Here is a 19,851-nt window from a genome sequence, read left to right as displayed (position 1 = left end):
TGTCGATAGGGCAGACGGTGGAGCCGATCTCGGCGGGTTCTCAAGAAGCTGAGGTGACCACCTCCGTCCGCGACCACGTGCGCGCGGCGTGGTGGCTGCCGGTGTTCGCGGTGGTCGCCACGGCGGCGCTGTTCCTGGTGGTCAAGGACAGCCTGACCGACGACGCCTACATCACCCTGGCGTACGCGAAGAACCTCGCGGTGCACGGCGAGTGGGGCCTGATCGCCGGGGAGCACGCCAACTCGGCGACCTCCCCGCTGAACATCCTGCTGCTGGCGCTGGCCACGCTGCTCACCCGGATCTTCGGCGACGCGCACCCGGTGATCGCGCTGGGCCTGGTCACCGTGGCGGCCGGCGGGGTGATCGGCTGGGCGTGGATGCGACTGGTGGCCGCGCTGCGGCTGCCGTCGTTCGCCGGGGTGCTCGGCATCGCGGTGGTGCTGCTCAACCCGTTCGTGCTCTCCGCGATCGGGCTCGAGGTCCTGCTCATCCCGGCGGCGCTGATCCTGCTCACGGTTTTTGCCGTCGAAGGCCGCCCGGTGTGGTTCGGCGCGATCGCCGGCCTGGCCGTGATGATCCGGCTCGACCTGGTCGTTTTTGTGCTCATCCTGGCGTTCTCCGCGGCCGCGATCCGGCGGAAGCTGGTCAGGGCGGTGCTGGCGGCGGTGGCCGTGGCCGGGCCCTGGTACCTGTTCAGCTGGATCGCCTTCGGCTCGGCGGTGCCGGACACGCTGGTGATCAAGCAGCTGCAGGGCGGGCTGTTCGGCGAGTGGAGCTTCTTCACCGGCCCGGTGATGTACTTCACCGGCCGCAAGATCGTCACCGCGATCGCCTTCGCGCCCGCGCTCGCCGGGTTGTTCGTGCTGGTCAGCTGGTTCCTGGTGCGGTTTGCGGTGCGCTGGGAGAAGGTGGTGAAGATCGGTCCGCTGGCCGCGCTCGGCGCCGGTGGCGTGGTCTACTACGGCGTTTACACGCTGATGGGCGTCGGCCCGTACCACTGGTACTTCGTCGCGCCGATCGTCTCGCTGAGCATGTCCGGGGTGGCCATCGTGGCCTTCTGGCTGGCCCGCTCGCGTGAGCAGGAGCGGCTCGAGTCGCGGCCGCCCGCGCTGGTGCTCGGCCTAGTCGGGCTGGCGCTGCTGGGCAACATCGCGGTGATCGCCAAGCCGGGGGTGCCGTGGGAGTCGCCGCTGATCTTCGGCAACTGGGCGAGCGCGCCGGACTACGCGCGCGTCGGCAAGGCGCTCGGTGAACGGCTCAACGGCGCCACCGTGTCCAGCCCGGGTGAGATCGGCACGCTGGCCTACTACTGCGAATGCAAGATCGTCGACGAGTTCTCCGACCGCGGGCGCGTGGTGGACAAGGTGGAGAAGCGGATCGCCGAGGCCAACCCGATCACCAGCTTCGCGCTGCGGGTGAACTACTTCTTCTTCGACCGGTCGATCAAGCCGGAGCCGATCCAGTACGAGCTGAAGTACGCGGCGGGCCCGGCCACCGGACCGGACAGCTGGACGGTGCACTCGGCGGCCAAGGGCGTGGGGCACTTTTCGCTGGTACCGGCCTCTCGGCCCTAAGCAGTTCGGGGGTCCGGGGGTCGTCCCCCGTGCAGGCAAGCACAGCAATGGGAACTTAATATCGCGCAGATAACGGACGGATCACAGTAGCGGTTACACTCTTCAGCGATGCGTAGCGCCTTACCCGAAGCCACCGAGTCCGTCACGTCGCCGGACTCGGGCGCCAGACCGGGTCCGCGCACCGCGAGGTTCTGGTACTTCCCGGCCGGGGTGGCCGCGGTGTCCACCGTGGTCTTCGCGCTGGCCAAGCCGCACCTGATCGACGACACCTACATCACGCTGTCGTACGCGAAGAACCTCGCCCTGCACGGGCACTGGGGGCTGATCGCGGACGGCGTGGCCAACACCGCCACCTCGCCGGCGAACGTGCTGTGCCTGGCCGCGCTGACCGTGGTGCTGCGGGACGCGGTGTTCGCCGCGGCGGTGCTCTTCGTGCTGGCGCAGGTGCTGCTGGCGCTCGGGCTGCGGCGGCTCGGCGAGCGGATCGGGCTGCCCGCCTGGTTCGCGCCGCTGGCGGTGGCGCTGACCACGATCAACCCGCTGTTGATCTCGTCGATCGGGCTGGAGATCGCGCTCGGCGCGGCCGGGGTGGTCTGGGCGCTGGTCTTCGCCACCGAACGCCGTCCGGTGGCGCTCGGGCTGGTGGTCGGCGCGCTCGCGCTGGTCCGGTTCGACCTGCTGGTGATGGCGCTGGTCATCTTCGTCGCGCGGCGGTCGTTCTGGACCGGGATCTGGCGCACCTTCTTCGCCGCGCTGGCGGTGGCCGGGCCCTGGTTCACCATCAGCTGGGTCGGGCTCGGCTCGGCCGTGCCGGACACGGTGATCATCAAGACGCTGCAGCGGTCGTGGGGTGAGTGGAGCTTCACGAACGGGCCGCTGCTGTACCTCCGCGACTACCCGGCGCAGACCGTGCTGTCGTTCCTGCCGGTGGTGCTGGCCGGGTTGCTGTGCCTGCTGTGGCTGGCGCTGCTGGCGCGCGGGAGCGAGACCGCGCGGCGGATCCAGCCGTTCGGGGTGCTCGCGATGGCGGGTTTCGCGCACTACCTGGCGTATTCGTGGCTGAACGTGCCGCCGTACCACTGGTACTACGGGCCCAGCATCGCCGCTACGACGGTGTTCCTGGCGGCCGCGGTGGCCTCGGTGGACGGCGTGGCCTTCCGGCAGCGGGTCCTGGCCGGCGCGGGTCTGGCGGGCACGGCGGTGGTGGCCGCGGTGGCCGTCGCGGTCTACCTGGCGCCCGGGTTGCCGCGTCAGTACGCGCCGCTGACCAGCAACCACGCCGCGTCCGAGCAGTACCTGGCGATCGGGGAGCAGCTGGCGCAGGTCGCGCAGGGGCGCAAGGTGCACAGCGCGGGCGAGATCGGCGCGCTGGCCTACGCCTGTGACTGCCCGATCGTGGACCTGTTCTCCGACCGGGGCGCGGTGGCGCCCGCGATCGCGGAGAGCGAGAGCCGGGCGAGCGCGCTCGGCAAGGCGCTGATCGACCTGAACTTCCGGTTCTTCGACCACTCGATCGCCCCGGCGGACACCGACCTGGTGCTCGAGGTCACGCACGAGGCACCGCCGCCGACCGCGCTGGCGAGCTGGACGATCAGCTCACCCTGGTCCGGCACGCAGCAGCTGTACCTGGTCACCGCCGACAACGCCCGCCCCACCGGCCAGCCCTGGTGACTCGTGCCGTCAGGCCGGGTGGGGGGCGGTGACGGCGGTGACCTCCAGGGTGAGTTCGAAAACGCTGCCGCCCAGCCCGCGCAGCGTGGTGACGCCGAAATCGGTGCGGTTCACCTTCGTGCGGGCGCGCACGGTGAAGCCGTCGTCCGCGCGCGAGGCGGATTCGATGTCGAGCGTGACCTCGCGCGTGGTGTCCCGGACGGTCAGTTCGCCGGTGAGCTTCCACGCGCCGTCCTCCCGCGCCACCCGGCCGGAGATGAACTCGATCAGCGGGTACCGCCCGGCGTCGAGATAACGCGGCGAGCGCACCTCGTTGTCGCGCTGGCTGTTGCCGGTGTCGAAGCTGGCCACGTCGATCGACGCCTCGGCGAGCGAGTCGGTGATCGGGTCGGCGACCTGGATGGTGCCCGCCCGGACGGCGAACCGGCCACGCACCGGCGCCAGCCCGAACAGGTGCCGCCCCGAAAGCGCGACCAGCGAACTGGCGGGATCGATGCGGTAGGTGCCGGGCGCGGGCAGTTCGACGGTCGTCATGCCGCCATGATTTCCCAGCTCGGACCGGAAAACCATTAGGGAGCCGGTGGAATCGCCGTCAGCCGATCGGTGGATGTGCCGCCGCTCCGGTGGGTAATTCGGCCGTGGAGGCCCGCCTCGATTTGGTGAATTCTCGACCTGCCAAGCCGGATCGAGAGGAGTCGCCGTGGCCGGAGAGTACCGAATCGAGCCAGCCGAGGTCCGCAGCATCACCAGCACGGTGCGCGAGCTGGGGTCCACCGCCATGGAGACCACCAGGGACCTCGATCGGCTGGTGCTCGACGGGCTGGCGTTCGCGCAGATCGGCGGTTCGGTCGCCGGGGCGAACGCGAACCTGCAGCAGCAGCTGGTCAGCGGGCTGAGCCGGTTCGTCAACCTGGTGGAGGACCTGACCGAGAAGCTGAAGTCCGCTGTGGACGGTTACGACGACGCCGACCGCGCCACCGCGCGGGGGTACGGTGGCAACGGCGAGGTCCAGCAGGCACAGGCCCAAGGTGGCGGAGCCGCGGCGGGCGGCAACCCGGACCAGCTCGACCCGCGCGTGGTCGAGTCGATCATGCGGTCCGAGGGCGCCTCCGGCGAGCAGGGCGGCCGCCAGGAGGCGTACGGCTTCCGCGAGGGCAACGGCACCGCGTACCGCGAGATCATGGAGGCGCGGCGCCTGCACGGCCAGGGCAGCGCGGAGGAGATCGCCGTGGTCACCCGGCACATGTCGGACAGCGCGCGGCAGGCGGGGGCGCTGAACTTCACCGACGCCGGCGTGCAGGCGGCGATCATGTCCGGCGCGCACATGCGCGGGGTCGGCGGGGTGCAGGCGATCCTGAACTCCATGGCGGGCGCCGAAATCCAGCAGAGCGGCAGGCTGAGCCAGGACACCATCCAGTACATCCAGGGGCTGTCCCCGGAGGAGTTCCAGCAGCAGTTCCGCGACACGCGCCTGGAGTACGACCGCGAGATCTACGGCAACACCACCACCCGCCAGGGCGGCCAGGTGCAGAACTGGTGGGACCGCTACGGCAACGGGCTGACCCAGCGGTACGACCGCGAGCAGCAGGAGTTCCTCGGACTGGCGCGCGAATGACGCCGGTCCCCGGACCGTCCACAAGGGACAGCCGGGCGCGGGCAGGCGTGCCCGCGCCCGGGCAGCTGGTCGCTCAGACCGGCAGCTTGCGGAAGATCGGCCGCGGCACGTGCCGCAGCGCCGACATGACGAACCGGAACGGCGCGGGCGACCACACCAGGTCCTTGCCGCGACGGGCCGCGTCCACCGCGGTGGTGGCGACCTGCTCGGCGTCCGTGGTCAGCGGGGCGTCCTTCATGCCCTCGGTCATCTTCGTCCGCACCTGGCCGGAGCGGACCACGGTGACCTTCACGCCGTACGGCGCGAGCGCCTCGCCGAGGCCCAGGAAGAAGCCGTCGAACCCGGCCTTGGACGAGCCGTAGAGGAAGTTGGACCGGCGCACGCGCTCACCGGCCACCGACGACATGGCGATGATCGTGCCGTGGCCCTGCTGCTTCAGCTTCTCCGAGAGCGCGACGCCCACCGAGACGGCCGAGCTGTAGTTCACCGTGGCCAGCTCGACGGCCTTGGCGTGGTCCTGCCAGACCTCCTCGGCGTCACCGAGCAGCCCGAACGCGACCACCGTGACGTCGATGTCCCCGTCGGCGAAGGCCTGCTCGATGACCGCCGGGTGCGAGCCGGTGTCCTTGGCGTCGAACGGCACCGTGGACACCTCGGCCCCGGCGTTCTTCAGCCGCTGCGCGGCCGCCTCCAGCCGCTCGGACGGCCGGGCCGCCAGCACCACGCGCAGCGGGCCACCGTCGGCGAGGTACTTCTCGGCGATCGCCAGCGCGATGTCCGAGGTGCCGCCGAGCAGCAGCAGCGATTGCGGGTTTCCCACGGCGTCGATCAAAGTCCCAGCCTCCGGCTCATGTCGGACGCGAACACGCCCTCGGGGTCAACGGAATTGCGGATCTTGCGCCATTCGTCCAGGCGCGGGTACATCTTCGCGAAGGTCTCCGGCGCGGTGCGCGAGTCCTTCGCCGTGTAGAGCCTGCCGCCCGCGGCGAGCACGTGCTCGTCCAGTTCGGTGCAGAACCGGCCGAGATCACCCCGGATGGGGAAGTCCACGCTGAGCATGAAGCCGGGCGACGGCCAGGACAGCGGCGCCGGATTGGCGTCACCCATCCGCTTGAACACGTTGAGGAACGAGTAGTGGCCCGACTCGGCGATCCGCCGGCACAGCCCCTTGAGCTGGTCCTCGGCCCCGAACGGCACGGAGAACTGGTACTGCAGGAAGCCCTTCGAACCGTAGCCGCGGTTCCACTCGCTGAGCATGTCCAGCGGGTGGTAGAACTGCGTCAGGTTCTGGATCTTGCCGCGCATGCCCTTCTTCGGCACCGTGCGGAGCCAGACGTTGCCCGCCAGCGTGGTGGTCAGCTTGTTGACCAGGCCGCTCGGGAACACGTCCGGCAGGGTGAGCAGCTGCGGCGCGTCGAACTTCAGCGGGTCGGCCCGCAGCTTCGGCGGCAGGTCGTCCAGCTTGGCCAGCGAGCCGCGGGAGAAGGTGGCCCGGCCGAGCCGCTCGTCACGGCTGATCAGGTCCGGCACCGACATCGAGTAGTCGTAGTTGCGGTCCGAGCCGTTGGTGAGCAGCTCCAGCGTCTCGTCCAGGTTGTCCGTGCGGTCCGCGTCGACCACGAAGTACGCGGTCTCGGTCTTCTTCATCGCGATCTTCGCGCGCAGGATGATGCCGGTCAGGCCGATGCCGGCCACGGTCGCCCAGAACAGCTCGGCCTCGGGGCCGTCCGGGGTCAGCGTGCGCACCTGGCCGTCCGCGGTGAGCAGTTCCATCGACAGCACGTGGTTGCCGAAGCTGCCCGCGGAGTGGTGGTTCTTGCCGTGGATGTCGTTGGCGATGGCACCGCCGATGGTCACCTGCCGGGTGCCGGGCAGCACCGGGACCCACAGCCCGTGCGGTAGCGCCGCGCGCATCAGCTGGTCGAGGTTCACCCCGGCGTCCACGTCGACCACCGCGCCGTCGGGATCGATCGAGTGGATCCGGTTCAGCGCGGTCATGTCGACCACCAGGCCACCGGCGTTCTGCGCCGGGTCGCCGTAGGAGCGGCCGAGGCCACGCGCGATCACACCGCGGCCACCCGCCTGGGCCACCGCCTTCGCGATCAGGTCGGCGTCCGGCGTGCTCAGCACTTCGGCGACGGTCGGCGCAGTGCGCCCCCACCCGGTCAGTGTCCGCCGCTCGGTCTGGAGTTTCGGGCTCGGTTGGCTCACCCTGACCAGGGTAGCCAGGGAAGTCACCGCCCCATCACGGCCCTTTAACCACGCGCTTCTACACTGGCTGCCGTCAATGACCCCAGGTCGATGAGGTAGCGCGGTGGTGGCAACCGAGCCAGAGGCGGTCCCGGCCCGATCGGCCTCGCCCGGATTACTGGGCCAGCTGGTCCGCTTCGTGCTGATCGGCGGCTTCTGCGCGCTGGTCGACTCCGGGCTGTACTGGCTGCTGCTGCAGGCCGGGACCTGGGTGCACCTGGCGAAGGCCGTGAGCTTCATCGCGGGCACCACCACCGCGTACTTCCTGAACCGCCGATTCACCTTCACCGCCGCCACCACCGGCGGTGCCGGCCAGCTCGGCGGCTTCGTGCTGCTCTACACGGTCACGTTCTTCGTCAACGTCGGCGCGAACGCGCTGGCGTTGAGCCTGCTCCCCGATTTCCGCTGGCGGGTCGCGCTGGCCTGGGTGATCGCCCAGGGCATGGCGACGACCATCAACTTCGTGATGCTCAAGTGGGTCGTGTTTCGCGAGAAGTCGTGACTCAGTGACCGTCTGTGAACTCTTCACAGACTCAACCTGTACTTTGTGACCGCGTGTTGGAATCCCCCTTGGAGGACTGAGGATTAATGCCCGGTAAAGCAGTGACCGGACAGCCTGGCGGCGCCGCGGTCAAGGACATGGCGTCGAACGGCACCCTTCCGGACGCTTCCGGTGAGGAGCAGACGGTGTTCTCCGAGCGCACCCCTTCCGAACGGCTGCTCGCGCAGCGCGGCCTGTTCGCCGGCCCGTCCGAGGTGGTGTCGAAGGACCTGTACGCGGAGGTGACGCTGGGCGTGGCCGCCCGTCGCCGCACGGGGGTCACCCTCGAGCCGTCGGCGAAGGTCTCCGGCAACACCTACTTCGGCCGGTTCCCGGCCAGCTACTGGCAGCGCTGGACCACCGTGGACAAGGTGCGGGTGGAGGCCACCGTCACCGGTGACGGCCTGCTCACCATCGGTGCCTCCGACTTCGAGGGCGAGCACCGCACGGTCACCGCGCGGGAGATCACCGGCGCGAACGCCACCCAGGTCAGCCTGGAAGCGAAGATCGACAAGTTCTACGACGGCGGCGCGCTCTGGCTGGACCTGTCCACCGAGGCCGGGCAGCAGCTGACCGTGGAGCGCGTGCGCTGGACGGTCGACTCGCCGGAGCGGATCCGCCCGACCGCGGTCACCATCTGCACGATGAACCGCGCCGACGACTGCCTGTCGAACCTGCAGGCGCTGGCGGGCGACCTGAACTCGCTGGAGACCCTCGACGCGATCTACGTCGCCGACCAGGGCACCGACCGGGTGGAGAGCCGCGAGGGCTTCGCCCAGGTGGTCAAGGACCTCGGCGACAAGCTGCACTACATCACCCAGCCGAACCTCGGCGGTGCCGGTGGCTTCACCCGCGGCCTGTACGAGGTCGCCGGGCACACCGAGACCGAGCACGCGAACGTGCTGTTCATGGACGACGACGTGCTGCTCGAGCCGGACCTGGTGATCCGGCTGACCGCGTTCTCCAACCGCGCCGCCAATCCGATCATCGTCGGCGGCCAGATGCTCAACCTGCTGCACCCGGACCAGCTGCACGTCGGCGCCGAGTACGCGCGGCTGAACACGCTGGAGCCCGGCCAGCCGGTGGAGCACTCCCTGAACACCGCCGACCTGCTCGGCGTGGACGAGGAGACCGGCAAGCCGAACCGGCAGGAGCGCCGCCTCGACGCCGGGTACAACGGCTGGTGGTCGTGCCTGATCCCGTACGAGGTGGTCAAGGAGATCGGCTACCCGCTGCCGTTCTTCTTCCAGTGGGACGACGCGGAGTACAGCTACCGCGCCCGCGGCAAGGGCTTCCCGACGGTCACCCTGCCCGGGGCCGGCGTCTGGCACGCCGACTTCGGCTGGAAGGACTGGGACGAGTGGCACCGGTACTTCAACCTGCGCAACTCGATCATCACCGCCGCGCTGCACAGCCCGTTCAACCTGAACCTGCTCACGCGCGTGCTGGTGGCGCAGCTGGTCCGGTACCTGCTGGGCATGCAGTACGGCCTGTCGGCCACGCTGATCAAGGCGGTCGAGGACTTTCTCGAGGGCCCGGAGATCCTGCGTGACGGCGGCGTCGCGGCGATGAAGGAGATCCGGAAGATCCGCGAGGAGTACCCGGAGACCAAGCGCCACAAGGCGACCGAGGTGCCGGGCATCGCGTCCTCGGACATCGGCATCATCAACGCGGCGCCGCGGCCGAGCCTGCAGCGGGTCATCCTGCTCAAGCGCATCATCGACCGGCTGCTCGGCAAGCACCGGTTCAGCCTGGGCGCGGTGCCGAACGACGAGGCCACCTGGTGGCACATCTCGCTGTTCGACACCGCCGTGGTGACCGACGCCTCGCAGGAGGGCGTGCGGGTCCGCAAGTACGACCGGGACCGCATGTTCGAACTGGGCAAGCGCGGCATCAAGGTGCTGCAGCGGCTGCGGAAGGAGGGTGCCGCGGTGCAGGAGCAGTACAAGCGCGCGATGCCCGAGCTGACCAGTCGCGAGAACTGGACGCGCCTCTACGAGCTGTGAGCTAGTGCTTTCCGCCCATGGACTTAGGTTAGCCTAAGTCCATGGGCGTTTTCCTTGATCGGGCCCGGCGCATCGCCGACGAGGTGTTCTTCCCGGCCGCCAACGCGGTCGACGCGCGCGGTGTGGTGCCGGGCAGCCACTTCGACCTGCTGGCCGAGGAGGGTTTCTACGCCCTCGCCGCGCCCGCCGAGATCGGTGGTCCCGGCCTCGAACTGCCCGAGATCGTCGCCGTGCTGGAGACGCTCGTCGGCGGCTGCCTGAGCACGACGTTCACCTGGATGCAGCACCACGGCGTGGTGCTCGCGCTCAGCTCGACGCCCAGCGCCGACCTCCGCGAACAGCACCTCGCGGCGGCCCTCAAGGGTGAGACCCGCTTCGGGGTCGCGTTCGCCGGGGCCATTCCGCCGGTGCCGCGGCTGCGTGCCGAGCGGGTGGACGGCGGGTTCCGGCTGCACGGTGAAGCCCCGTTCGTCAGCGGCTGGGGCAACATCGACTTCCTGCAGGTTTCCGCCCGCGACGGCGACCAGGTGATCAACGGCCTGGTCGAACCGGCCGCCGGGCGCACGCTGCGGGTCGAGGGCCTCGACCTGGTCGCCGCGCAGGCCACCAGCACCGTCCGCCTCGAATTCGACGGTTACGAACTGCCCGCGGACCAGGTGGTCGGCGAGACCACGCACGCCGAGATGCCGGCCGGGCAGGTGGTCGGCTCCCGGCTCAACGGCTGCCTCGCCTGCGGCCTGACCGGGCGGATCATCCGGCTGCTCGAAGAACTCGGCGACACCGGGCGCGCGGCGAAGCTGCGTGCCGAGCTCGACGAGGTCCGCCGCCGCCTCGACGCCGGGCTGGCGGACGCGGACCTGCTGTACCCGGCGCGCGCGGCCGCGTCCGAACTGGCCCACCGCGCCGCCGGTGTGCTGGTCGCCGCCACCGGCAGTGCCAGCGTGCTCCGCGCGAACCACCCCCAGCGGCTCGCCCGCGAGGCCGTGTTCACCCTGATCGCGGCCGGACGGCCGCAGACGAAGGCCGCGCTGCTCGACCTGCTCGTCCCTTAGTGGAGCCCGAACACCTTGCCCTTGCGCTGGAGGTCTTCGACGTAGGCGGCGGCCACCTTGCCGTAGTGCACGAAGACCGTGGTGCCCTCCTTGGTCTTCACCGCGTCCACCGAGCCGTGCTCCAGTTGCAGGCGCAGCCGCTTCTGGAACTCGACCAGGTCGGTTTCGGGTTCGAGGGCGAAGACCAGCGGCTCGCCACCGGTGGCCAGATGTACGACGAGTGCGGGCCTGGATTCGGTCATGGTCCCAGCACAGCAGCGTTGATCTCCCGCGGACAAGGCGGTTCGCTGACAGCGGAGCCGTCCGGTGGGCTAACGTGCTGTGGCGACCGGGTTTCGCGCGTTCAACGGGGGAAGAGGAAATGGCCCACTCGTTCTCGCTGTCGCTGGCGGCGGTGGACATCCTGCTCGAGCACACCCGCCTCGGCCGGGCGCCCTTTCCCTTCCAGATACCGCACATCGGCACCACGCGCACCCAGCGCATGCAGGTGCGCGACGCCGTTTTCCGCGACCTGGAATCCCGCGGCATGCTGCACCGCGGCCGCCTCGACGGTGACGTCGAAATCGCGCTCGGCGCCTTCGTCCGCGCGCCGGTGGCGATCACCGCGGCCGCGCAGCTCGAAGGCGGCAAGCGGTTGTTCGCCAGGTCCGCCGCGGACGGCCAGTTCGGCGTGGTGGTCCGGCAGGACGAGAACCTGCTGGTCTTCGAGGAGGCGCGGCCGACCGGCGTGGTGCCCGCCATCGTCGACCTGCTGCCGATGACCCCGGCGGGTCCCGGCCAGTCGGTGACCATCGCCAAGCCCGCGCCGCGCCCGAAGCGCCCGCGTCACGCCGACGACAGCTACGACCCGTTCGCCGGTGTCGCCGCACCGCGGACGCACTCGTCGTCACCACCGCAGCTGCGTGCGGTCGAGCGCATCTTCGAGAAGCCGAAGAAGCGGATCGGCCAGTTCACCGCGTTCGTCCGCGGCCAGGACGGCACCCCGGTGAACCTGGCGCCGATCGCCTGGTTCGACAACGAGGACGGCCGCTACTTCAGCACCATGCGCCAGGCCGCCGACGGCCAGCAGTGGCTGACCTACGCCCCGGCCGACAACGCGCGCATCGCCCAGCAGCTGTTCCAGCAGCTCGAGGGGTATCTGTAGCGCTGTGAGCGCCCTCATTTGCCAATGGAACCGTTTGTGATTCACCGGCGTCGGAGTGCTGAGTAGAATCCGGGTGGGACAGCTGACGGTACTGAGGAGTTGGGGCAAGGATGATTCCCGCTGAAGGCTCGTTCTCCAGCCTGAAGCCGCTCGCGGGCTCGATGAACGCCGACGCCATCGCTTCGACGAAGGCCGAGACCCACAAGCTGGTCGAGGCCGCGAAGTCGGGCGGGTTCAAGATCGAAGAGGGCGCCGTCCACGGGATGATCGACTCGATCACCAAGATGCGCGACCGCCTCAAGGCGCAGATGGCCTTCAACGACGCACTCCGGCAGGTCCCGCAGCTCGGCAGCCACGACTACGGCTACACCGTGGCCGCGCACGACCAGAAGGGCGCGGACAACGAGGCCGGCTCGGCGAACGTGGTGCTCCAGCAGTTCGACCAGGTGCTCGTGCAGGCCACCGAGGCGCTGCAGCGGGCCGCCGGGATCTACGACGAGACCGAAGCGACGGCTCAGTCCGACGTGGCCACCTACAACGTCTGAGGGGAACCGAGATGACCACGCCGCCCCCCGCAGCGCCGAAGACGCCGCAGGAACTGCAGGAGATGTCGCCTTCGCAGCGCGACGCCTACCTGCAGGAACAGGCTGCCAACGGGGTGCCGCAGGACAGCTGGCTGCTCGGCCCGATCCTGGAGATGCAGGCCCGCCTGAAGGCGCAGGGCGAGGCCGACAAGATGGGCGAGAACAACGTCCGGACGCTGACCGCCAACAGTGACGTCCAGTACGTCGAGGGGCTCAAGCCGTCCGACGCCGACTACCTCGGCCACGACCACTCGCAGATCAGCTCGTACGTCAACAGCAATCTCAAGCCGGAGCAGGTCGTCCAGGTTTCGGACGCCTACCACCAGCTGCACAAGGACTTCAAGGACTTCGCCACCTCGCTCAGCGACGCGGTGAACAAGTCGATGGGGGCCTGGGAGGGCGAGGGCGCGAGTTCCGCGCGCAAGTACTTCAGCAGCCTGGCCACCTGGTCCGAGGGCAACTCCGAGAACGCGAAGCTGGCGTCGGAGGTGATGTTCCAGCAGGCGGACGCGGCCACCAGGGCGAAGAACAAGATGCCCGAGGAGGTTCCGTTCGACTGGAACACCGAGATGGAGAAGTGGGGCAGCAACCCGCTCGACCTGATGTCGAACATCAACGAGTCCATCGACACCTATCACAAGAGCCAGCAGGCGCACACCGAAGCCGCGGGCGTGATGGCGGACTACGACAAGGAGTTGTACGAGGCCGCTTCGAAGCAGCCGGTGTTCGCCGAGCCCCCGAAGTACGACGACGGTGGCGGCGGATCGGTGACCCCGCCGGGCGGCAACGGCAACGACGGCACCGGTGGCTCCGGCTCCAACGGCGGCTCGGCGGGCAACATCCCCGGCGGCGGCTCCGGTTCGGGCGGCGGCTCGGGCTCGGGTGGCATCGGCGGCGGTGGTTCCGTGGGCACCCCACCGCAGCTGCAGGACGGTTCGAAGATCGGCACCGGCTCGCTGCCGTCGAACACCAATCCGCAGGGGTACCAGCCGCCGAACTTCAGCAATCCCGGCGGGCAGAACATCAACCCCACCAACCCGAGCCCGTACGCGCCGATGCCGATGGGCGGCATGGGGCAGTTCGGTCCCGGTGGTGGCGCCGGTGACTACAACAGCAAGATCGGCCGCGGTGGCGGCGGCGCGGGCACCCCGGGCTTCGGTCCGGGCGGTGGTGGCGCCGGCGCGGGTTCGGCGTCCGGTGCCGGCATGGCAAAGCCGGGCGGCGTCGGCGCGGCCGAAGCCGCCGGTCGCGGCATGGGCGGCCCCGGTGCGGCCGCCGGCCGCGGCGCGGGCATGGGCGGCGGCATGGGCGCCGGCGGCGCCCGCGGCCAGGGCGGCGAGGACGAAGAGCACACGCGCCCCAACTACCTCCTCGAAGGCGACCCGGACGAGATCTTCGGCACCGACCAGCGCACCGCACCCCCGGTAATCGGCGAATAGCCTGCCTTCGCGCTGTTTGGGTGGAGGTCGTTTGCCTCCGTTCCAGCACAAGGTGACCAAGTACGGTGACGCTGGCGCCTACGACCCGCGCGAGGAGTACGAGCGGGTCGAGGCCCTGTACCTGCGGGCGGCGATCAGCGAGGGGCAGTGTCACGAATGTGGCTTTCGAGACGCGGAACGTCTCGAAAGCCACATTCGTGACACGTGGTGCGACGATCCGGGGGAGAATTCGGCCGAACTTCGGCGCCTTCGGGAAGGCGACCTGATGGGCCTGCTCGGCCACCTCGACAAGCTGTGGGGTGCCGGAGTGCTCCCGCAAACCGTGCGCAGTCGGCGATGAGGGTTGTGGTTCGTAAAGAGGGCGAAGCCGGGTTGGTTGAGTTCGACTCGCCCTATGGTGCCGCGGTGGCCAAGTGGGCTGGGCCCGTTTCGACCGGCGAAGTCGAGTTGGAGATCGCCGAGTTGCTCACCTGGGGCCCAACCCCGGAGCGGGCACCCCGCCTGGCCTGGCGCGAAGGCCGGATCGAACTGGTCGGGCTGGTGGAATCCGCCCTCGGGGACGACCTCTTTGCCGTCCGGCTGGGCAGTTCCGTGGTGACCATGGAAATACCGACCGGAGAAGAAATCCACGGGAAGTGGATTCTGGTCACCATCGAGCCGGGCCAGCTGACCCTGTACCCCTACACCAGCTAAAACAAGATCAGTACCGGAAGAAGTGTTCCCGCCGCCCCTGGCGCACCAGTTTCAGCCACTGCAGGAACGCCTTCGGATCCCGCTTCACACCCACGAAGTACAGGCCGAACCGGACGATCTCCAGCGCGCCGATCTTCCGCATCCCCGGCTGCGACAGCAAATATCCCCGGTTCCGGTACGTGTAGTACCGCTTCACCTCGTTCGACGGGTCCTGCGCGTGGAACCGCCCGCCCAGCATCGGCTTGAACTCGTCCGAGCCGTCCGGGTGCAGGTACGTGGTGCGCAGCGAGGTCCCGAACGGCAGCCCCGAACGCACCAGCCGCCGGTGCAGCTCGACCTCGTCACCGCGGAAGAACAGCCTCAGGTCCGGCACGCCGACGACGTCCAAAGTGGACGAACGGAACAGCGCCCCGTTCATCAGCGAAGCGATGCCGGGCAGGAAGTCGTCGCCCAGTTCGGCGGCCGAGCGCTTCCAGGTCAGCCCGCGCCGCAACGGGAACGCCAGCTTGTCCGGGTTTTCGATGTTCGACACCACCGGCGAAACCTCGGCCAGGTTCCGCCGTTCGGCGACTTCCAGCAGCACCGACAGCACGTTCTCGTCCGCTGGCCTGCCGTCGTCGTCGGCCAGCCACACCCAGTCCGCGCCCAGCGAGAGCGCGTGCAGCATGCCCAGCGCGAAACCACCGGCCCCGCCGAGGTTCCGGTGCGAGGGCAGGTAGGTGTAGGGCAGTGGGAACGCGGCGACCACGTCTTCGGCGGACTGGTCCGGCCCGTTGTCCACCACCACCAGGTGGTCCACCGGCCGCGTCTGCGCGGCGATGACCTTCAGTGAGTCCGCGAGCAGTTCACGCCGGTGGCGCGTGACCACCACGGCCACCACCGAACCCGCCGCCAGCGCTTGCTCCACGTCTACTCGCCGCCGTTCCCGCTCAGGACCGGGGCCTGCCCGATCCGTTCCAGCGCCTCGGGGCTCAGGTTCTGGAAGGGGTCCCGGCCCTTGTAGGCGGTGAGCACCTCCCGCAGCGAGCCCTGCTGCTTGACCTCACCCTCGTCCATCCAGATCGCCGAATCGCAGAACTCGGCGAGGAACTCGTCGGAGTGGTTGGCGAAGACCAGCAGCCCGGACCGGCGCACCAGGTCCTTGAGCCGGTCGCGCGCCTTGGCCATGAACGCCGCGTCCACCGCGCCGATGCCCTCGTCCAGGATCAGGATCTCCGGGTCGATCGAGGTGACGATGCCCAGCGCCAGGCGCACCCGCATGCCGGTGGAGTAGGTGCGCAGCGGCATCTGGAGGAAGTCGCCGAGCTCGGTGAACTCGGTGATGTCGTCGACCCGCTTCTCCATCTCCTTGCGGGTCATGCCGAGGAACAGGCCCCGGATCATGATGTTCTCCAGGCCGGAGATCTCCGGGTCCATGCCGACGCCGAGGTCGAACACCGGCGCCACCTTGCCGACCACCCGCGCCGAGCCGCGCGTGGGCTCGTAGATGCCGGACAGCAACCGCAGCAGGGTCGACTTGCCCGCGCCGTTGTGCCCGACCAGGCCGACGCGGTCGCCTTCCTTCAGCGAGATCGTCACGTCGCGAAGCGCCTCGATGATCGGGATCCGGCTGCCGGTGCCGATCTTGCCGCCGACCTTCCCGATGACCTTCTTCTTCAGCGAACGCGTTTTCGCGTCGAAGATCGGGAAGTCGACGTAGGCGTTGCGAACATCAATGCTGACCATTGGTTTCCTGTCACACCCAGTAGGAGACGCGGGCACGGTAGTTGCGCATGGCGACCAGGGCCAGGCCCCAGCCGACGATCGCCATCCCGGCGACCGCGAGCCAGCTGTAGATGCTGAGGTGCTGGCCCAGCAGCGGCGCGCGGACCACCTGCACCAGATGGTAGATCGGGTTGAGCTGGATGATCGGCAGCACGGTCTCGGCCAGCTGGTGGCGGTTGCCGCCGACGGCGCTGACCTGGTCCAGCGGCCAGACGATCGGGGTCAGGTAGAACAGCAGCTGGACCAGCGCGTTGATCACCTGGGGGATGTCGCGGAAGCGGGTGGAGATGATGCCGAGCAGCATCGTCACCCAGCCGGCGTTCAGCGCGACCATGACGAACCCGGGAATGGCGAGCAGGATGTCCAGCCCGATGCCGGGGTGGCAGGTCCACGCGGCGTTCGCGCCACCGCAGGTGCCGTCGCCGGTCAGCGTGTACGGCCCGGTCAGCGTCGCCACGTAGATCAGCATGATGATCACGTAGACGATGATGTTGTGGGCGAACATCAGCATCTGGCGCCACACCGTGCGCAGCGCGTACACCGACAGCGGCGAGGGCAGCTGCTTGATCAGCCCCTCGTTGGCGATGAAGCACTCCATGCCCTCGGTGAGGCAGCCGCTGATGAAGGTCCAGACGATCAGGCCGGTGGCCACGTACGGCAGGAAGGTCGCCACCGGCGCGCCGAACAGCACCGCGTACAGGACACCGAGGCCGAGCGCGATGACGCCCTGGCTGATGGTGATCCAGAACGGGCCGAGCACGGAGCGGCGGTAGCGCTGCTTGATGTCCTGCCAGCCGAGGTGGCTCCAGAGCTCACGATTGGCGTAACCCTGGCGCAGATCGCGGATGGCGCGCTTGAACGTGCGGCTGTCGGAGACCGCGGGGGGCGCGGGAACCTGTTCGATGGTGCTGGTGGCGTGCACGAGATACGAGGGTACCGACGAGCTTGACCTGACCGAGACCAGCCCTCACCGCCCGCCGATGCGGACGATGACCTGCTCGTCGGAGTAGGTGTAACCCTCATAGGTGAATTCCACGCCGGTCTCGCCGACGTACTCCATCCACGCCCGGTACTCGTGCCGCTGCCAGCCCGGATAGTTGAAGAACTCGTCGAAGACCACGATGCTGCCCTCGACCAGCCGCGGCCCGCACAGGTCGAGCACGGTCTTCGCGGAGCTGTACAGGTCGCCGTCGACGTGCAGGAAGGCGATCGGGCCGGGGTGCTCGTCGAGGAACTTCGGCAGCGTCTCGTCGAACCAGCCGGGGACCAGTTCCGCGCCGGAGACGTCCGGCAGCCCGTCCACGGTGAAGGTGCCCGCCGGGAACCCGTTGCGCCAGTCCTCGGGCAGGCCCTGGAACGAGTCGAAGCCGTAGACCTCGCCGGCCCGCGCGGCCGCGATGATCTTCAGCGTGGTGCCGGTGTAGACGCCGAACTCCAGCGCCATGCCCTCGGCGGGCGCCAGTGACAGCGCGTGCTCCAGCGTGGCGTGCGGGTCACCGAAGTGCGGCGCGGTCGGCATGTGGTTGCGCACGAAGCGGTTCGCCTCGATCGCCGCCTCCTGGTCGGCCGCGTAGACGATGTCCCGCCGGCTGCGGACCTCGAACTCGACGAGCCGGTCGAAGGCGTGCTTGGCGTCCTGCCGCAGCTCGTGTTCCAGGCGGTCGAGACGTTCTCGCTGCTCGTTCTGGAACGGTTCCATCACCTCGGCCATGGCGCGGATGAACTTCTCGCGCATCGACCGGCGCACTGCTTCGCCTCTGAGCAGCTGATGGATTCTGTCGAGCACCGCAGGGGCCTCCCTCGTTCGCAGGCTCGGCTGGTGGGGCCCCCAATCGCCCCGATGCCTGGCCGCGCCGAAAGCCAGGAGTGTACGCACGCGCCGACTCGCCGTGAACCGGTAGTTGCGTTATAGGGCGCCCGTTTTCGGGTGCACTAGTACATCCGGCGGAGTGCGGCGCGGTGCCCTACAAGTATTGGCCAGTGCCGCTGATCCCGGGGCCGTGGTGCTCGTTCGCGCCCGCCGACGCGCCGGGCGGCAGGCCGCGCCGCATCTGCTCGAGCTGCACGCGCGCGGCCATCTGCTGGGCGAACAGGGCCGTCTGGATGCCGTGGAACAGCCCTTCCAGCCAGCCGACCAGCTGCGCCTGCGCGATCCGCAGTTCGGCGTCGGTGGGCGTGGTGTCCTCGGTGAACGGCGCGACCAGGCGCTCCAGCTCGTCGCGCAACTCCGGCGCGAGCGCCTGCTCCAGCTCCTTGATCGAGGTCTCGTGGATCTCGCGGAGCCGGTTGCGGCTGGCGTCGTCCAGCGGTGCCGCGCGGACCTCTTCGAGCAGCTGCTTGATCATCGTGCCGATGCGCATCACCTTGGCCGGCTCTTCGACCAGGTCGCCGACGGTTTCGTTCTGCTCGGCCTCCTCGCTCGGCGCGATCCTGGCCGTGCCGACCGGGGACCCGTCCGGCCCGACCACCACGACGTGCTGGGCGGACTCGCCGTTCGTGTCTGCTTTCGGATGATTCGGCTCGGTCATGCCCCCGAGCCTAGACGAGTAATGCGTAAGTCGGTCAGTGGTCGTAGGCGGTAAGGGATCGGGTGACGGGTTGGCCGGTGGCGCGGTTGTGCCAGATGGCGGCGGTCAGCGCGAGTAGTCGTTGGGCGATGCGGACGCCGACGCCCTCGATGGTGCGCCCACCGTGTTGTTCGAGGTTTAGTTGACCTTTGAGTGTGTCGTTGACCGACTCGATGAGCTGGCGGATGGACTTGAGCAGCGGTTCGCCGGGATGTGGTGTGCGGTTGCGGTAGGACGGGCGGATCAGCCGGATCCCACGCTCGTGCAGGAACCGGTCCAGCTCACGGGAGACGTAGCCCTTATCGGCGATGATCAGCAGGCCGGGACGTTCGCCGAGTAGGTGGGGTTCATGGTCGCACAGGGCCATGAGCACCTGCCGCTCGTCGATCTTCGGATCGGCCAGTGCCCAGGTGACCGGAAGCCCGGCCGGGGTGCAGACCAGGTGCAGGCGCAGGCCCCAGAACCAGCGGGAGTGCGAACGGCAGAAGCCGTATTTCGCCCAGCCCGCCAGGTCCGAACGCTTGGCCGTTGGCCGGGAGCGGCCGCACTCCACCGGGGTGGAGTCGACGATCCAGGTCGTGTCGGTCCACAGGTCGGTGTCCGCCGCCAGCCAGCGCATCACCTGCTTGATCAGTGGCAACGCGGCACGCAGGCGGCGGTTGTAGCCGGGCTGTCCAGGCAGGAACGGAAAGGCGCCGGGCATACGGGCGGGTACGAACCGCAGCCAGCGGGCTTCGGAGGTGAACCCGAGCAATGCCTGGCCCACCGCGAGGGTGACCAGCTCGGCGTCGGTCAGCCTGGGCGGTCTGCCCAGGCGGCGCCTGCTCGCGAGGTGGTCGTCGATCCTGACGTAGAGTGCGGTCAGAAGGGTGTTCAGGTCTGTCGTCACAAACGGATCTTGAACACCCTTCGTCCTTCCCCGGCTACCACCCCGACTTACGCATTACTCGT

Annotated in this window: 21 protein-coding genes; 11 read left to right on the top strand and 10 right to left on the bottom strand. The window is 69.1% G+C overall.

Features of this window, described 5'->3' with window-relative positions:
* Positions 1-53 precede the first annotated feature (53 nt).
* Complete coding sequence (locus tag A4R43_RS28485) at positions 54-1,574, top strand: hypothetical protein (protein WP_236808337.1); 1,521 nt, start codon at positions 54-56, stop codon at positions 1,572-1,574.
* Positions 1,575-1,682: 108 nt separating this feature from the next.
* A complete protein-coding gene (locus A4R43_RS28480; protein ID WP_236808335.1) occupies positions 1,683-3,245 on the top strand; it encodes a hypothetical protein in 1,563 nt (520 codons plus the stop codon).
* Positions 3,246-3,254: 9 nt separating this feature from the next.
* On the opposite strand, the gene A4R43_RS28475 is transcribed toward A4R43_RS28480, so the two are convergent.
* A complete protein-coding gene (locus tag A4R43_RS28475; RefSeq protein ID WP_162788631.1) occupies positions 3,255-3,779 on the bottom strand; it encodes a YceI family protein in 525 nt (174 codons plus the stop codon).
* A gap of 166 nt (positions 3,780-3,945) precedes the next feature.
* Here A4R43_RS28475 and A4R43_RS28470 point away from each other — a divergent pair, with 166 nt between their 5' ends.
* Positions 3,946-4,860: a WXG100 family type VII secretion target gene (locus tag A4R43_RS28470; protein ID WP_113695103.1), complete on the top strand. Its 915-nt coding sequence runs from the start codon at positions 3,946-3,948 to the stop codon at positions 4,858-4,860.
* A gap of 73 nt (positions 4,861-4,933) precedes the next feature.
* Here A4R43_RS28470 and A4R43_RS28465 read toward each other — a convergent pair whose 3' ends face one another.
* Both A4R43_RS28465 and A4R43_RS28460 read right to left on the bottom strand, forming a co-directional pair.
* A complete protein-coding gene (locus A4R43_RS28465) occupies positions 4,934-5,692 on the bottom strand; it encodes a decaprenylphospho-beta-D-erythro-pentofuranosid-2-ulose 2-reductase (RefSeq protein ID WP_113695102.1) in 759 nt (252 codons plus the stop codon).
* Entirely contained in the window at positions 5,689-7,071 is a 1,383-nt protein-coding gene (locus tag A4R43_RS28460) for an FAD-binding oxidoreductase (protein WP_236808334.1), read from the bottom strand. The genes A4R43_RS28465 and A4R43_RS28460 overlap by 4 nt, the downstream gene beginning before the upstream one ends.
* A 103-nt stretch (positions 7,072-7,174) precedes the next feature.
* On the opposite strand from A4R43_RS28460, the gene A4R43_RS28455 reads away from it, so the two are divergent.
* The 3 genes from A4R43_RS28455 to A4R43_RS28445 all read left to right on the top strand — a co-directional run bounded on the left by A4R43_RS28455 (position 7,175) and on the right by A4R43_RS28445 (position 10,709).
* Positions 7,175-7,612 (top strand): GtrA family protein, encoded by a 438-nt coding sequence (locus A4R43_RS28455; protein WP_113695101.1) that lies wholly within the window; start codon positions 7,175-7,177, stop codon positions 7,610-7,612.
* 137 nt (positions 7,613-7,749) lie between these two features.
* Positions 7,750-9,657: a glycosyltransferase gene (locus A4R43_RS28450; RefSeq protein ID WP_113697951.1), complete on the top strand. Its 1,908-nt coding sequence runs from the start codon at positions 7,750-7,752 to the stop codon at positions 9,655-9,657.
* A 41-nt stretch (positions 9,658-9,698) separates the two neighbouring features.
* The gene (locus A4R43_RS28445) at positions 9,699-10,709 is read left to right on the top strand and encodes an acyl-CoA dehydrogenase family protein (protein WP_113695100.1); all 1,011 of its coding nucleotides are present in this window, start codon (positions 9,699-9,701) and stop codon (positions 10,707-10,709) included.
* Here the strand turns inward: A4R43_RS28445 and A4R43_RS28440 are convergent.
* Positions 10,706-10,951: a hypothetical protein gene (locus A4R43_RS28440; protein WP_113695099.1), complete on the bottom strand. Its 246-nt coding sequence runs from the start codon at positions 10,949-10,951 to the stop codon at positions 10,706-10,708. The genes A4R43_RS28445 and A4R43_RS28440 overlap by 4 nt on opposite strands.
* 119 nt (positions 10,952-11,070) lie before the next feature.
* Between A4R43_RS28440 and A4R43_RS28435 the strand changes: the two genes are divergently transcribed.
* From A4R43_RS28435 to A4R43_RS28415, 5 genes are all read left to right on the top strand, one after another.
* A complete protein-coding gene (locus A4R43_RS28435) occupies positions 11,071-11,853 on the top strand; it encodes an ESX secretion-associated protein EspG (RefSeq protein ID WP_113695098.1) in 783 nt (260 codons plus the stop codon).
* Between the two features lie 110 nt (positions 11,854-11,963).
* A complete protein-coding gene (locus A4R43_RS28430; protein WP_113695097.1) occupies positions 11,964-12,398 on the top strand; it encodes a hypothetical protein in 435 nt (144 codons plus the stop codon).
* Between the two features lie 11 nt (positions 12,399-12,409).
* Positions 12,410-13,876: a hypothetical protein gene (locus A4R43_RS28425; protein WP_113695096.1), complete on the top strand. Its 1,467-nt coding sequence runs from the start codon at positions 12,410-12,412 to the stop codon at positions 13,874-13,876.
* 52 nt (positions 13,877-13,928) lie between these two features.
* The gene (locus tag A4R43_RS28420; RefSeq protein WP_162788630.1) at positions 13,929-14,216 is read left to right on the top strand and encodes a hypothetical protein; all 288 of its coding nucleotides are present in this window, start codon (positions 13,929-13,931) and stop codon (positions 14,214-14,216) included.
* A 65-nt stretch (positions 14,217-14,281) separates the two neighbouring features.
* Positions 14,282-14,569, top strand: coding sequence for a hypothetical protein (locus A4R43_RS28415; protein WP_162788629.1), 288 nt, complete (start codon positions 14,282-14,284; stop codon positions 14,567-14,569).
* Between the two features lie 7 nt (positions 14,570-14,576).
* On the opposite strand, the gene glfT1 is transcribed toward A4R43_RS28415, so the two are convergent.
* The 6 genes from glfT1 to A4R43_RS28385 all read right to left on the bottom strand — a co-directional run bounded on the left by glfT1 (position 14,577) and on the right by A4R43_RS28385 (position 19,789).
* Complete coding sequence (gene glfT1 / locus A4R43_RS28410; RefSeq protein ID WP_113695093.1) at positions 14,577-15,476, bottom strand: galactofuranosyltransferase GlfT1; 900 nt, start codon at positions 15,474-15,476, stop codon at positions 14,577-14,579.
* 2 nt (positions 15,477-15,478) lie between these two features.
* Positions 15,479-16,294, bottom strand: coding sequence for a galactan export ABC transporter ATP-binding subunit Wzt/RfbE (wzt, locus tag A4R43_RS28405; protein WP_113695092.1), 816 nt, complete (start codon positions 16,292-16,294; stop codon positions 15,479-15,481).
* A 10-nt stretch (positions 16,295-16,304) separates the two neighbouring features.
* Positions 16,305-17,255 carry a galactan export ABC transporter permease subunit Wzm/RfbD gene (gene wzm / locus A4R43_RS28400; RefSeq protein WP_113695091.1) on the bottom strand — a complete coding sequence of 317 codons (951 nt, stop codon included), beginning with the start codon at positions 17,253-17,255 and terminating at the stop codon, positions 16,305-16,307.
* A gap of 45 nt (positions 17,256-17,300) precedes the next feature.
* Complete coding sequence (locus A4R43_RS28395; RefSeq protein ID WP_113697950.1) at positions 17,301-18,068, bottom strand: class I SAM-dependent methyltransferase; 768 nt, start codon at positions 18,066-18,068, stop codon at positions 17,301-17,303.
* Between the two features lie 229 nt (positions 18,069-18,297).
* Complete coding sequence (locus A4R43_RS28390; protein ID WP_113695090.1) at positions 18,298-18,861, bottom strand: bacterial proteasome activator family protein; 564 nt, start codon at positions 18,859-18,861, stop codon at positions 18,298-18,300.
* 34 nt (positions 18,862-18,895) lie between these two features.
* Complete coding sequence (locus A4R43_RS28385; protein WP_113692748.1) at positions 18,896-19,789, bottom strand: IS982 family transposase; 894 nt, start codon at positions 19,787-19,789, stop codon at positions 18,896-18,898.
* Positions 19,790-19,851 lie beyond the last annotated feature (62 nt).

The organism is Amycolatopsis albispora (assembly GCF_003312875.1).
GTDB lineage: Bacteria > Actinomycetota > Actinomycetes > Mycobacteriales > Pseudonocardiaceae > Amycolatopsis > Amycolatopsis albispora.
The sequence above is the reverse complement of the archived record's forward strand: the minus strand, read 5'-3'. Positions and strand labels throughout refer to the sequence as shown.

What these genes read in the sequence shown, in the direction of transcription:
- A4R43_RS28480 (WP_236808335.1), top strand. Translation starts at nt 1,683, where the DNA reads ATGCGTAGCGCCTTACCCGAAGCCACCGAGTCCGTCACGTCGCCGGAC.
- A4R43_RS28475 (WP_162788631.1), bottom strand. Translation starts at nt 3,779, where the DNA reads ATGACGACCGTCGAACTGCCCGCGCCCGGCACCTACCGCATCGATCCC.
- A4R43_RS28450 (WP_113697951.1), top strand. Translation starts at nt 7,750, where the DNA reads ATGGCGTCGAACGGCACCCTTCCGGACGCTTCCGGTGAGGAGCAGACG.
- A4R43_RS28445 (WP_113695100.1), top strand. Translation starts at nt 9,699, where the DNA reads ATGGGCGTTTTCCTTGATCGGGCCCGGCGCATCGCCGACGAGGTGTTC.
- A4R43_RS28440 (WP_113695099.1), bottom strand. Translation starts at nt 10,951, where the DNA reads ATGACCGAATCCAGGCCCGCACTCGTCGTACATCTGGCCACCGGTGGC.
- A4R43_RS28435 (WP_113695098.1), top strand. Translation starts at nt 11,071, where the DNA reads ATGGCCCACTCGTTCTCGCTGTCGCTGGCGGCGGTGGACATCCTGCTC.
- A4R43_RS28430 (WP_113695097.1), top strand. Translation starts at nt 11,964, where the DNA reads ATGATTCCCGCTGAAGGCTCGTTCTCCAGCCTGAAGCCGCTCGCGGGC.
- A4R43_RS28425 (WP_113695096.1), top strand. Translation starts at nt 12,410, where the DNA reads ATGACCACGCCGCCCCCCGCAGCGCCGAAGACGCCGCAGGAACTGCAG.
- wzt (WP_113695092.1), bottom strand. Translation starts at nt 16,294, where the DNA reads ATGGTCAGCATTGATGTTCGCAACGCCTACGTCGACTTCCCGATCTTC.
- A4R43_RS28395 (WP_113697950.1), bottom strand. Translation starts at nt 18,068, where the DNA reads ATGCGCGAGAAGTTCATCCGCGCCATGGCCGAGGTGATGGAACCGTTC.
- A4R43_RS28390 (WP_113695090.1), bottom strand. Translation starts at nt 18,861, where the DNA reads ATGACCGAGCCGAATCATCCGAAAGCAGACACGAACGGCGAGTCCGCC.